The sequence below is a fragment of the Halolamina salina genome (assembly GCF_054653455.1).
The window spans coordinates 1,277,635-1,289,659 of record NZ_BAAIGE010000002.1; the positions used below are offsets into that span (position 1 = coordinate 1,277,635).

Below are 12,025 nucleotides of genomic sequence, written 5' to 3' on the forward strand. Positions count from 1 at the left end.
AGAAATCAGAGATTTCTGATTGGCAGACGAGAGCTTCGCTCTCGTCGACGGCGCAGCGCCGAGTCCCCACCCCTCCCCCCGCCGGCGCCGTTGGCGCCGGCGAGGCGTCCACCGCGACCGCACCGCGGCGGCGGTGGCGCGCGACGTGAGCAGGGCGAGACCGAAGGTCTCGCTGGCCGTGCGGGCGACGCTTGGGTCGCCCGCACGACGCCTCCGTGCGCGAACGAGCGCGCGAGGGACTAGTGACTGAGCGACAGCGAAGGAACGAGTCGGCTGGGGAGGTCTGTGGGCTGTGCGGGGCGGTGCGGTCACAAGTGGACATGCTCACCCCGCGGTCCTGTTCGTCGTAGAGGCAGCGAACTCCGCGGTCCTGTTCGTCCTGAAGCAAACAAACTCCGCGTCTCCAGTCCAGAACCGAGAGAACGTCGAAACAGCCCAACAGATCCAGAATTTCCACAATGTCCAGAATCCGAACGAACTCTACCCTATCCCGACTGCTCACAAGCTTCTCCCGAAAACACCACTACCGACCCGAAAACATCCCTCTCCCGCAAAAACTCAGAGCTCGACGCCCGGCGGGATGAGGCTCCGCTCTCGCAGGAACTCCCCGTCGGCGTCGTACACCAGGAACGTCTCCTTCTCGTACTCCACCATCTCGTCGCCGTCGATGGAGACGATGACGCGGTAGCCGCCCTCCTCCTCGGCGTCGACGTACGCCCGGGCCGCCTCGATGAACCGCAGCACGTCGTCGGACTCCTCGTTGAGTTCGAGGACGTACTCCCCGGTCACGCGGTTCGTGACGGCGACGACTCCGGGGACCACGTCGTCGCTCCCGAGTTCGTCCTGCAGTCGGAACGCCACGTCGACGTCCTCGCCGTCGAGCAGATCGCCGTCGGCGTCGCTGAGGCGCTCCCGGAGCGTCTCCCCCGGCCCACTGAAGTCGATCTCGACCAGCGGCTGGGCGGGCTCACCACCGTCTTCCGCCCAGTCGACGTTCGTCACGTCTAGCTCGAAGTAGTCGCGCCTCATTCGATACTGGACAGTTAGCGACGGGCACCTAAAACCGTAACGCCCGTATGCGTTCGTGAGCCACTCCGCTCCCGACAGCCGGGCGTTGGAACGAAGTGCTGTCGGACCGGAGCGTGGGGTATGGTCTCCCGCTCCCGTCGCCGCTTCCTCCGGGCGAGCGCCGCCGCCGGCGCCTTCGGAAGCGCCGGCTGTCTCGGTCGATCGAATCCGGCACAGGACGCCGCACAGCGCCGGATCGACCACCGAACGTCCCCGCCCGCCGACACGTGGCCGACCGAGGACTACGGCGCGCGGAACACGCGTCACAACCCCGACGCCGCCCCGCCGCGATCGACGCCGACGACCGAGTGGTCGGCCCCGCTCCCGGGCGTCGTCTCCTCGGTCGTCGTCGGTCCCGACTCAATCTACGCGAGTTCCGAGGAAGCGACAGTCGCGGTCGCGCTCGACGGCACCGAGCGGTGGCGCGTCGAGTTCGGCGGCGGCCTCGCGTTCGTCGAGGGGCGGCTGTACGTGAGCGCGGACACGCTGGTCGCGCTCGACACCGCCGGCGACGAGATCTGGCGCGGTCCCGACGGGCTGGAGCCGGGCGCGGTGTTCGAGTCCAACGGGACGGTGTACGTCACCGAGCGGGAACGGCTCCGGGGACTCCACGCCGACTCCGGCGCGGAGCGCTGGCGGATCGACACCGCTCGCTACCCCCGGCTCGTCGCCGACGACAGCCACGTAGGGGTCGTGACCGGCGACCGCGTCCGCTTTCTCGCCCCTGGGGAGGCTGAGAACGGGCTGTTCCGGGACCCTACACCCCGAGTCGTCGAGGCGCTCGAGCCGGGGTGGTACCCGGAGATCGTCTCGGCGACGCTGGTCGACGGCGCGTTCTACCTCGGCCAGTTCGGCGACAGCGTCGCCGACCTCGACGCGACCGCGCGGCAGTTCCACCGCATGACGGACGACGAACGCTGGGTGGCGCCGTACGACTGGAGCGGCGTGAGCGCGCTCGCGGTCGACGACGAGCGCGTCTACGGAGTTCCCTACCACGCGACGCTCGACCCGCTGGCGTCCTCGGTGGTCGCGCTGGATCGCGAGACGGGGACCGAACAGTGGCACGACGACGGCGAACTGCTCGGGGCACCGGCCGTCGGCGGCGACGTCGTCGTCGCCGGCGGCGCCCACCCCGGATCGCCGAGCGTCTGCGTCTCCGAAGGTGATGGGGGAGAGTCGGACGGAACCCCGGCGACGGAGAGGGCAGCCGAAGAGACGTGTTCCGGCGGCGAGCCAGCGGCCGAGTCGGGCGTGCTCCGCGCGTTCGACGCCGCGACCGGCGAGCGGCTGTGGACCGTCGAGCCTGGCGCGTCCTACGGGAGCTACCCGCTCGCGCTGGCCGGCGACCGCGTCTACTACGGCGACGCCGCCGGCGTCCACGCGCTTACGTGATCGTCGACGCCCGTCGGTCCGCCGGCTGGCACCGACGGCACGCGTCACCGCCGCCGCTCGCGGTTTCTGGTTCTGAAACCGTGCGGCCCGGGTTATGGGGCCGGGCCAACGAGTCGACGCCAACGATGGCAGCGATCGAAACGCACGATCTGACGAAGCGCTACGGCGACGTGGTGGCGCTCGACGGTCTCGACCTCACGGTCCGGGAGGGGGAGGTGTTCGGCTTCCTCGGTCCCAACGGCGCCGGGAAGTCGACGGCGATCAACATCCTGCTGGGGCTGGTCCGGCCGACGGCGGGGAGCGGCCGCGTCCTCGGTCACGACGTTCGCTCCGAGTCACGCGAGCTCCGCCGCCGGATCGGCATCCTCCCGGAGGGGTACAGCACGTACGACCGACTGACCGCGAGGGAGCACCTCGACTACGCGATCGCGGCGAAGGGCGCCGACGACGACCCGGACGCGCTGCTCGACCGGACCGGCTTGGAGCCGGCGGCACGCGACCGCCGGGCCGGTGGGTACTCGAAGGGGATGCAGCAGCGGCTCGCGCTGGCGATCGCGCTGGTCGGCGACCCGGACCTGTTGATCCTCGACGAGCCGTCCTCCGGGCTGGACCCATCTGGGATGGCGGACGTCCGCAGGCTGGTCCGCGAGGAGGCCGCCGACGGCACGACCGTGTTCTTCTCCAGCCACCTCCTCCCGGCGGTCGAGGCGGTCTGTGACCGGGTCGGGATCCTGCGCGACGGCCGGCTCGCGACGGTCGACACCGTCGACGGCCTCCGGGAGACGCTCCGGACCGAGTCGACGGTGACGCTACAGGTCGACGGCGAGCCCGAGGCCGACCTCCTCGACGTGCCGGGCGTCTCGGCGGCCACGGCGACCGGCTCGGAGCTACGAGTGACCTGTACGGAGCCGACGGCCAAGGCGACGGTCATCAGCCGCGTCGCCGCGACGACGACGATCCGGGACGTGACGATCGACGACGCCTCGCTCGACGACCTGTTCGAGACGGTCACGGCGGCCGACGGCGCCGCCGACGCCCGCCCGCCGGAGGTGGACGCGTGAGGGGGAGCGTGCTCCGGATCGCCCGGCACGACTTCCTGAACGTGCGTCGATCGCGGCTGCTCTGGGGCGTCGTCGTGGCCTACGCGCTGTTCACCGTCCTGCTCGTCGTTTCGGGAGCCACGAGCGAGATCACGAGCGCGACCCAACTGCTCGTCGGGGTCACGGGCGTCACCGCCGTCGTGCTCCCGGTGGTGGGCATCGTCGCGGGCTACCTCGCGATCGCCGGGGAGCGCGAGGACGGGACGATCACCTACCGGCTCGGCCTCCCCGACAGCCGGCTTGCGGTCGTCGCCGGGAAGCTCCTCTCGCGGGGGGTGACCGTCGTGCTGGGCCTCGGCGCCGGCTTCGCGGTCGCGCTCGGGCTGGCGATCGCCACGTTCGGCTCGGTCGATCCCGGCGTCTTCGCTCGGTTCGTCGCGATTTCGACCGTGTTCGCGCTCGCCAACGCCGCGGTCGCGGTTGGGCTGTCGGCGGTCGCGGCGTCGCGGGCCCGCGCGATGAGCCTCGCGGCCGGGTTCTACGTCGTCGGCGACGTGCTGTGGCTGGTCGGGAGCGGCTACGTCGTCGACGCCGTCGAGGCGGTCGGCGGCGTCGTCGGGCTGACGGTGTCGGCGCGCGACGCCGCACTCGTCACCGCACTCAGCCCGGTCGGCGCGTATCTGGAGGCGATGGAGCTGGCGTTCGCGCCGGGGGGAGCCGCCCGTGCAGCCGACGCCGTCCCGTGGTTCGGCCTCGAGATGCTGCTCCTGTGGGGTGTCGCCGTCCCCACGATCGGCTACTGGCGGTTCCGGACGGCCGAGTTGGGCTGATGCCCCGGTCGTCGCCCCCGACCGACCACGAGCGCCCGCGGCGAGTAGCGAGCGATTTAACAGACGACGGGAACACCGAGGAGAGGATGAGCGAGGAGGATCTGGCGGCGATCGCCTCGTTGATCGAGGACGAGTACGCCAGATCGATCCTCCGACACACGAGCGAACGGCCCCTCTCGGCCAACGAACTGATGGACCGCTGTGACGCATCGAAGGCGACGACGTACCGCCGTATCGACCGGCTGCGGGAACACGACCTGATCGAGAGCTATCAGGAGTACGACCCCGAGGGCCACCACTACGAGGTGTACGCGGCGACGCTCGAGGAACTCCGCGTCCGCCTCGTCGACGGCGAGTTCGTCGTCGACCTCGACCGGACGCGTGACCCCGCCGACCGCATGACCGACCTGCTCAACCAACTCAGATGATCCCGCTCCAGCTATCCGACTCCGGCGCGGCCGTCGGCGTGCTCTTTTTCGCCGGCTCGATCGCCTCGATCGTCGTCGGCGCCGTCGTCGGCTACCGGGCGCTCCGCGCGTACCGACGCACCGGGGGCCGGTCGCTCCTGCTGTTCGGCGTCGGCCTCCTGCTACTGGTCTCGGTCTCGAAGCTCGTCAACATCGCCCTCTCGTCGACGCTGCCGTCGACGGCGCTGATCGGTCCCGCGACCGAACTGTGCCGCCTCGCCGGCGCGGCCGTCCTCACCTACGCGATCTATGACCGCTGAACACACCACCGACGACCGTGCCGCCCCCCGGACCCGCCGGCGGAGCCGCTCCGTCGCGGCGTTCGGGGCAGCGTTCGGGCCGCTCCAGAGCGTCTCCGTCGAACAGGGCGCCACCTCGACGATCGAGATCGCGTTCCTGCTCGCGCTCGCGGCGATCGGGGCGCTGCTCACCTATCAGGCGATCCGTGGCTACCGGCGCAACGACGACCCCTCGATGGTGCTGTTCGGCTGCGGCCTGTTCCTGTTGACGGTGGGCCACGCCGGGCTCAAACTGTTCCTGACGTTCGTCGTCCCCGCTCTCGGAGCCGAGGGGCCGGTGCTCGCCTTCGCGGTGGCGTCGGCGAGCCAGATCGCGGACATCGCCGGCCTCGGTGCGGTCTTCTACGCGATACTCCGGTGAGGCGATCGGCCCGAGCGGTACTGCTCAGGGCGTACATATTTATGTCCGCCCGGACGGTACCCCAGATAGCTACGGATGTCGGGGGAGTTCATCGACGGGTCGGAGCTCGGGGAGACGCTCTCGGACCTCAAGCGTCGCATCTCCCGAACGGTGGAGATGCTCCGAGGCTCCGAGCTCCGGACCCGCCCGTTCCGCCCCGGCGAGGACGGCCCGCTGGCCAGCTTCGACGTGCCGCAGGGCCACGAGGAGATCGACCGCTACTGGGTCAACGCCCCCTACGCCTACGTGGTGATCACGCACGACCCGGAGGCGAGCGAACACCAGTACTACGCGGTCGAGCCGGATCTGGACGAGTTCGAGACGCTGCTGCTGCGGCGGATCGTCGAGGACATCCGCGACCCCCTTCTCTACCGCGCGGCCCACACCGACGCCGACGAGGAGACGCTGCGGGAGGAACTCGCCGGGTTGCTCGAACAGTACGGCGTCGAGGCCGACATGGGGACGTTCCACTCGCTACTCTACTACCTCGTGCGTGACTTCCGGGGGTTCGGGAAGGTCGATCCGCTGCTCAACGACCGCCACATCGAGGACATCTCGTGTGACGGCTACGAACTCCCGATCTTCGTCTACCACGACGACTACACCGACATCGAGACGAACATCTCCTTCGAGGCGGAGGCGCTGGACAACTACGTGATCCGGCTGGCCCAGCAGTCCGGCCGGCACATCTCCGTCGGCGACCCCATCGTCGAGACGACGCTGCCCGACGGCTCCCGCGCCGAACTCGCGCTGGGGGAGGAAGTGACCCCGCGGGGGTCGGCCTTTACCATCCGCCAGTACGCCGAGGAGCCGTTCACGCCGATCGACCTGATCAAGTACGACACGTTCACGATCGGCGAGATGGCGTACTTCTGGCTCTGCATCGAGCACAACAAGTCGCTCATCTTCGCGGGAGGGACGGCATCGGGGAAGACCACGTCGATGAACGCCGTCTCGATGTTCATCCCGCCGCGGGCGAAGGTGCTCACCATCGAGGACACCCGCGAGCTCTCGCTGTACCACGACAACTGGCTCTCCTCGGTCACCCGCGAGCGACTGGACGAGGGGACCGACATCGACATGTACGACCTGCTGCGCTCGGCGCTGCGACACCGCCCGGAGTACATCGTCGTCGGCGAGGTGCGCGGGGCCGAGGCAGTCACGCTGTTCCAGGCGATGAACACCGGCCACACGACGTTCTCGACGATGCACGCCGACTCGATCGAGACGGTGATCAACCGACTGGAGAACGAGCCGATCAACGTCCCCCGGGCGATGGTCCAGAGCCTCGACATGATCTCGATACAGGTGCTCACCCGGAAGGGCGACGAGCGCGTCCGCCGGGCGAAGGCGATCGGCGAGATCGGGGGGATCGACCAGCGGACGGGCGAGCTCGACTACTCCGCGGCGTTCACGTGGGAGGCCGACACCGACACGGTGCGCCGACAGGACTCCGCGCTGCTCGAGGACATCCAAGAGGAGCGGGGGTGGAGCCGCTCGGAGCTGCTCGCGGAGATCCGGGACCGCGAGCGGTTCCTCGAGTTCCTCCTGAAGCGCGGGATCACCGACTACCGGGCGTTCACGGCGCTGATAAACGAGTACTACGCCAACCCAGACCGGGTGATGGAACGGGTCGAGAGCGCCGACGTGGAGCTGTCGGCGGGCGAGGAGCTCGCGGACACGGTGGAGTGAGATGCTGTGGGTGCTCCCGCTGCTGTTCGCCGCCGCGCTGTTAGGTCCACTGCTGGCCGAGCAGGTGAGTCAGGGGACGAACCTCCTGCTCTCCCGGGTCTCGCTCTCGCTGTTCGGCGACTACGTCGCCAACGAGAGCCCGCGCAAGCAGGATCAACAGTCCCGGTTGCGGGCCGCCCACGTCGAAACCACCCACCGCGTCTACGCCGCGCGGACGCTGCTGTACAGCCTGCTGCTGGGTATCAGCGGCAGTATCTTCGGCGTCTACGGCGCCGCGGTGCTGCTCTGGGTGCTCCGGATCAGCGGCGAGACGGTCCGGGCACAGCTCCCGACCGCGCTGGCGTTTCTCGCGAATCTGACCCGGGTGACCGAGCTCGGGCTCACGAACCTGTTCGTGCTGGTGTTCGTCTCCAGCGCGACCGTCGGCACCGCGCTCGCGTTCGGCGTCTACTACTTCCGGTGGGCGATGCTGGACGAGAAAGCCGACGCGCGTGGGAGCGAGATCGAGGCGACGCTCCCCCGGACGATCGCGTTCATCTACGCGCTCTCGCGGTCCGGGATGGCGTTCCCCGCGATCCTCGACACGCTGACCCGGAACCGCGACGTGTACGGCGAGGCGGCCGTCGAGATCGGCGTCGCCGTCCGGGACATGAACACGTTCGGCACCGACGTGCTGAGCGCGCTCGACCGGATGGCCGACCGCACGCCCAGCGAGGGGATGGAGGAGTTCGGCGAGAACCTCGCCTCGGTGCTCGGCTCGGGCCAGTCGCTCTCGAACTTCCTCAAGGACCAGTACGACCGCTATCAGGAGGAGGCCGAGGCCCAGCAGCGCCAGTACCTCGACCTGCTGTCGACGTTCGCCGAGGCGTACGTGACGGTGCTGGTCGCCGGACCGCTCTTTCTCATCACGATCCTCGTCGTGATCGGGCTGGTGTTACAGGAGACGCTCGACCTCCTGCGCGTGGTGGTGTACCTCGGCGTCCCGCTGTCGAGCATCGCCTTCATCGCCTACATCGACAGCTCGACGAAGACGATCAGCGAGACGCTGGGACAGGACCGCTCCGAGATCCCCTCGATCGAGATCAGCGGGATCACCGACAGGCCCGACGGGATGCTGGCCGACGGCGGGCGGGCGTCGCCGGCAACCGAGGGCGGCGTCGCCGACGAGTGGGCGGCCAGCCGCGAGCGGCTCGAACTCTACACGAAGTTCGAGAGCGCCCTCGGGTGGATCCGCAGCCCCGGGGAGCTGGTGCTCCGCAACCCCGAGTACAGCTTCCTCGTCACGGTCCCGGTCGGGCTCTGGTGGGTCGGGCTCCGGTCGGGGTCGGTGCCGCTCTCGCCGCTTGCGGCGCTGCGGACGGTCGACACGCCGGTCGTCGAGGCGATCCTGTTCGCGACGGGCGTGTTCGCGCTACTGTACGAGATCAACAAGCGGCGGGTGAAGGCGATCGAGCGGGTGATCCCGGACTTCCTCGACCGGCTCGCGAGCATCAACGACGCCGGCGTGAGCATCGTCCAGAGCATCGAGCGGCTGACGCGTTCGGACCTCGACGCGCTGAGCCCGGAGCTCCGCCGGGCGTGGGAGGACGTTCGCTGGGGCGCCGACGTGCGCGCCGCCTTCCGCCGGATGGAGCGGCGGATCGACTCGCCGATGATGACCCGCGCGACAGTGCTGATCACCAACGCGATGACCGCGAGCGGCGAGATCGCGCCCGTGCTGGAGATCGCCGCCGACGAGGCCCGCGCGAGCCGCCGGCTCCAGCGCGAGCGCCGACAGGAGATGCTGACGTACCTGATGGTGATCTACATCTCCTTTTTCGTGTTCATCGGGATCGTGTTCGCGCTCTCCTCGTCGTTCATCCCGGCGATCGACAGCGCGAACCTCGGCGGCGCCGGCGGCAGTGGCCTCCCCAGCGGCGTCTCCTCCAGCGTGTTCGCCGGACTGGGGAGCGTCGACACGTCGGCCTACACGCTGCTGTTCTTCCACGCCGCCGTGATGCAGGCGATCTTCTCGGGGCTGGTCGCGGGCCAACTCGGCGAGGGGTCGCTCGCCGACGGCGCGAAACACGTCGTCGTCCTGCTGACGCTGACGGTGATCGCGTTCCTCTTCCTGTAGGCGGTCGTTCCCCCAGCCATGACCCACGCCGGCCACACGTACGACCGCATCGCCGCCCACTTCTCGAAGACCCGCGAGCACGCGTGGCCGGAGATCGAGTCGTTCCTCGACGACCGCACGGGCGAACTCGGCCTCGATCTCGGCTGTGGCAACGGCCGCCACGCCGAGGTGCTCGCCGACCACGCCGACCGCGTCGTCGGCGTCGACGCCAGCACGGGGCTGCTCGCGGAGGCCGCCGACCGCGCCGCGCAACGGGAGTTCGACGCCGATCTGGTCGCCGGCGACGCCGCCACGATCCCGCTGCGCGACGAGACGGTCGATCTCGCGGTGTACGTCGCGACGCTGCACCACCTCCGGCCACGGGAACGCCGCCGCCAGAGCCTCGACGAACTGGCTCGCGTGCTCGCCCCCGGCGGCCGCGCGCTCGTGAGCGCGTGGAGCACCGAACACGACCGCTTCGCCGACGAGGAGACCGACGGCTCGGGGCTGGACACGGAGATCGACTGGACGCTGCCCGGCGGCGAGACCGTCGGGCGGTTCTACCACGTGTACGACCCCGCGGAGTTCGAGGCGGATCTGCGGGAGAGCGAACTGGAACTGATCGAGTGGGAACTCTCCAGTGGGAACTGCTACGCGGTCGTCGGGCCGTAACCGCCGCCGTCGCGCTTTTCCCCCGCTCGCGCGTAGCGCCGACAAATGGACGCCGCCATCGTGACCGTCGGCGACGAACTACTGACCGGCGACACCGAGAACACGAACGCGACGTGGCTCTGTGCCCGCCTCGACGACCGCGGGGTGGACGTAGAGCGCGTCACCACCGTTCCGGACCGCGTCTCGGACATCGCCCGCGTCGTCAACGAGTACCACGCCGAGTACGGCGCCGTGATCGTCACCGGCGGGCTCGGCCCGACGCACGACGACGTGACGATGGAGGCCGTCGCCGCCGCGTTCGGCCGCGACGTGGAACTGCACGACGAAGCCGTCGAGTGGCTCCGCGAGGAGGGCGGCTACGCGGCCGAGGATCTCGTGGCCGGCACCGCCGAACTCCCGGCCGGCGCGCGGCCGCTGCACAACACCGAGGGCGTGGCACCCGGCGCCGTCGTCGAGTCCTGCTACGTGCTCCCGGGCGTCCCCGCGGAGATGCAGGCGATGTTCGCCGGCGTCGCGGGGGAGTTCGAGGGCGAGCGGACGTACAGCGAGACGGTCGAGACGCCCGAACCCGAGAGCGCGCTGCTCGACCGGCTCTCGGAGGTCCAAGATCGGTACGACGTGAGCGTCGGCTCCTATCCCGGGGAGACGGTGACGCTGAAGCTCACCGCGACCGAGCCCGAGACGGCGCGTCGGGCGGCCGAGTGGCTGGCCGATCACGTCGAACCCGTCGACGACGGGCGATAGCTACCGGTAGAACGCCAGCGTCCACGCCGCCGTCAGCGCGATCGCGAGCACGAGTCCGACGGCGCCGGTCAGCGCCGGGTCGAGCGAGACGCCCTCGACTGTCGTAGCCTGAAGCATACCCCCGCGTTCGACTGGCCGGCGCTTAGCTCTGGTGGTCGGTCGCGGCGTCCGCGGCCGTTTTCCCCCTGCCCGCCGAAGCCGAGGTATGCACGTAGGTTTCGTCCTCAACCCCATCGCGGGCATGGGCGGCCGCGTCGGCCTGAAGGGGACCGACGGGAAGGTCGCCGAGGCCCGCGCCCGTGGCGCGGAGCCACGCGCCCCCGACCGCGCCGAGCGCGCGCTGACGGAGCTCCAAGAGCGACTGCCCGACGCCGAGATATCGACGTGGGGCGAGCCGATGGGCGAGGAGGCGGTCCGCGCGGCGGACTTCGACCCCGACGTGCTCGGCCGGCCGGACGGCGACGAAACCGGCCCCGAGGACACCGAAGCGGCCGTCGCGGCGTTCGTCGACGCCGGCGTCGATATGGTGCTGTTCGTCGGCGGCGATGGCACGGCCGCGGACGTCGCCGAAGCGCTGGAGGGGACGGGAACCCCGATGCTCGGCATCCCCGCGGGGGTGAAGGTGTACTCCTCGGTGTTCGCCGTCTCGCCGGAGGACGCCGCCTACATCGTCGCGTCCTACGAGCGGACCGAGCGCCGCGAAGTGATGGACATCGACGAGGACGAGTACCGCGAGGGCGAGGTGAACCCGGAACTCCGGGCTGTCGCACGGGTGCCCGTCGCGGAGGCGATGCAGTCCTCGAAGCAGTTGGGCGGGGGCACCGTCGACGCGCTCGCGGCGGGCGTCGCCGACGACATCCGCGCCGAGCCGGAGAAGACGTACGTGCTCGGGCCGGGATCGACGGTCGGGACGATCAAAGAGGAACTCGGCTTCGAGGGGTCGCCCATCGGCGTCGACGTGTGGCGCGACGGCGAGGTGGTCGTGAGAGACGCAACCGAGCAGGAGATCCTCGACGCGCTGGGCGAGGCGAACGTGATCGTCGTCTCACCCATCGGCGGGCAAGGGTTCGTGTTCGGCCGCGGGAACCCACAGCTCTCGCCCGACGTGATCCGGCAGTGTGACGTGACGATCGTCGCCTCGCGGGCGAAGCTCGACGGCGTGAACGTGCTACGGGCCGACACGGACGACCCCGAACTGGACGAGGCGCTTCGGGGCTGGTGGAAAGTCCGGGTCGGGAAGTTCGAGACGCGGATGATGAAGCTCGTCTGAGCCGGCGATACTGATTAGTTACTGACTGGTGTACGCGGAACCGATGGCCGAGCGCC

General features: G+C 69.9%; 12 protein-coding genes. 11 read left to right on the plus strand and 1 reads right to left on the minus strand.

Going from position 1 to position 12,025, the window contains the following annotated elements:
- Positions 1–558: 558 nt before the first annotated feature.
- Positions 559–1,029: a DUF5793 family protein gene (locus ACYQZ5_RS07050; RefSeq protein ID WP_379733027.1), complete on the minus strand. Its 471-nt coding sequence runs from the start codon at positions 1,027–1,029 to the stop codon at positions 559–561.
- 120 nt (positions 1,030–1,149) lie between these two features.
- Between ACYQZ5_RS07050 and ACYQZ5_RS07055 the strand changes: the two genes are divergently transcribed.
- The 11 genes from ACYQZ5_RS07055 (at position 1,150) to ACYQZ5_RS07105 (ending at position 11,969) form a co-directional block, all read left to right on the plus strand.
- Positions 1,150–2,460 carry an outer membrane protein assembly factor BamB family protein gene (locus ACYQZ5_RS07055; protein ID WP_459845611.1) on the plus strand — a complete coding sequence of 437 codons (1,311 nt, stop codon included), beginning with the start codon at positions 1,150–1,152 and terminating at the stop codon, positions 2,458–2,460.
- Between the two features lie 125 nt (positions 2,461–2,585).
- The gene (locus tag ACYQZ5_RS07060) at positions 2,586–3,521 is read left to right on the plus strand and encodes an ABC transporter ATP-binding protein (protein ID WP_379732796.1); all 936 of its coding nucleotides are present in this window, start codon (positions 2,586–2,588) and stop codon (positions 3,519–3,521) included.
- Complete coding sequence (locus ACYQZ5_RS07065; protein WP_459845614.1) at positions 3,518–4,330, plus strand: ABC transporter permease; 813 nt, start codon at positions 3,518–3,520, stop codon at positions 4,328–4,330. The genes ACYQZ5_RS07060 and ACYQZ5_RS07065 overlap by 4 nt, the downstream gene beginning before the upstream one ends.
- An 86-nt stretch (positions 4,331–4,416) precedes the next feature.
- Entirely contained in the window at positions 4,417–4,758 is a 342-nt protein-coding gene (locus tag ACYQZ5_RS07070) for an ArsR/SmtB family transcription factor (protein WP_379731694.1), read from the plus strand.
- Positions 4,755–5,057, plus strand: a complete 303-nt coding sequence (locus tag ACYQZ5_RS07075; RefSeq protein ID WP_379731695.1) for a DUF7521 family protein — start codon at positions 4,755–4,757, stop codon at positions 5,055–5,057. Before ACYQZ5_RS07070 ends, ACYQZ5_RS07075 begins: the two co-directional genes overlap by 4 nt.
- Positions 5,047–5,457, plus strand: coding sequence for a DUF7521 family protein (locus tag ACYQZ5_RS07080; RefSeq protein WP_379731696.1), 411 nt, complete (start codon positions 5,047–5,049; stop codon positions 5,455–5,457). The genes ACYQZ5_RS07075 and ACYQZ5_RS07080 overlap by 11 nt, the downstream gene beginning before the upstream one ends.
- 75 nt (positions 5,458–5,532) lie before the next feature.
- Positions 5,533–7,188 carry a type II/IV secretion system ATPase subunit gene (locus ACYQZ5_RS07085; RefSeq protein WP_379731697.1) on the plus strand — a complete coding sequence of 552 codons (1,656 nt, stop codon included), beginning with the start codon at positions 5,533–5,535 and terminating at the stop codon, positions 7,186–7,188.
- A gap of 1 nt (position 7,189) precedes the next feature.
- Positions 7,190–9,304: a type II secretion system F family protein gene (locus tag ACYQZ5_RS07090; RefSeq protein ID WP_379731698.1), complete on the plus strand. Its 2,115-nt coding sequence runs from the start codon at positions 7,190–7,192 to the stop codon at positions 9,302–9,304.
- Between the two features lie 18 nt (positions 9,305–9,322).
- Positions 9,323–9,955, plus strand: a complete 633-nt coding sequence (locus tag ACYQZ5_RS07095; RefSeq protein ID WP_459845617.1) for a class I SAM-dependent methyltransferase — start codon at positions 9,323–9,325, stop codon at positions 9,953–9,955.
- 45 nt (positions 9,956–10,000) lie between these two features.
- The gene (locus ACYQZ5_RS07100; protein ID WP_379818520.1) at positions 10,001–10,699 is read left to right on the plus strand and encodes a competence/damage-inducible protein A; all 699 of its coding nucleotides are present in this window, start codon (positions 10,001–10,003) and stop codon (positions 10,697–10,699) included.
- Positions 10,700–10,904: 205 nt separating this feature from the next.
- Positions 10,905–11,969: an ATP-NAD kinase family protein gene (locus ACYQZ5_RS07105; RefSeq protein WP_379818519.1), complete on the plus strand. Its 1,065-nt coding sequence runs from the start codon at positions 10,905–10,907 to the stop codon at positions 11,967–11,969.
- Positions 11,970–12,025: the final 56 nt, after the last annotated feature.

What these genes read in the sequence shown, in the direction of transcription:
- ACYQZ5_RS07105 (WP_379818519.1), top strand. Translation starts at nt 10,905, where the DNA reads ATGCACGTAGGTTTCGTCCTCAACCCCATCGCGGGCATGGGCGGCCGC.
- ACYQZ5_RS07060 (WP_379732796.1), top strand. Translation starts at nt 2,586, where the DNA reads ATGGCAGCGATCGAAACGCACGATCTGACGAAGCGCTACGGCGACGTG.
- ACYQZ5_RS07055 (WP_459845611.1), top strand. Translation starts at nt 1,150, where the DNA reads ATGGTCTCCCGCTCCCGTCGCCGCTTCCTCCGGGCGAGCGCCGCCGCC.
- ACYQZ5_RS07075 (WP_379731695.1), top strand. Translation starts at nt 4,755, where the DNA reads ATGATCCCGCTCCAGCTATCCGACTCCGGCGCGGCCGTCGGCGTGCTC.
- ACYQZ5_RS07095 (WP_459845617.1), top strand. Translation starts at nt 9,323, where the DNA reads ATGACCCACGCCGGCCACACGTACGACCGCATCGCCGCCCACTTCTCG.
- ACYQZ5_RS07070 (WP_379731694.1), top strand. Translation starts at nt 4,417, where the DNA reads ATGAGCGAGGAGGATCTGGCGGCGATCGCCTCGTTGATCGAGGACGAG.
- ACYQZ5_RS07080 (WP_379731696.1), top strand. Translation starts at nt 5,047, where the DNA reads ATGACCGCTGAACACACCACCGACGACCGTGCCGCCCCCCGGACCCGC.
- ACYQZ5_RS07100 (WP_379818520.1), top strand. Translation starts at nt 10,001, where the DNA reads ATGGACGCCGCCATCGTGACCGTCGGCGACGAACTACTGACCGGCGAC.
- ACYQZ5_RS07050 (WP_379733027.1), bottom strand. Translation starts at nt 1,029, where the DNA reads ATGAGGCGCGACTACTTCGAGCTAGACGTGACGAACGTCGACTGGGCG.
- ACYQZ5_RS07085 (WP_379731697.1), top strand. Translation starts at nt 5,533, where the DNA reads ATGTCGGGGGAGTTCATCGACGGGTCGGAGCTCGGGGAGACGCTCTCG.
- ACYQZ5_RS07090 (WP_379731698.1), top strand. Translation starts at nt 7,190, where the DNA reads ATGCTGTGGGTGCTCCCGCTGCTGTTCGCCGCCGCGCTGTTAGGTCCA.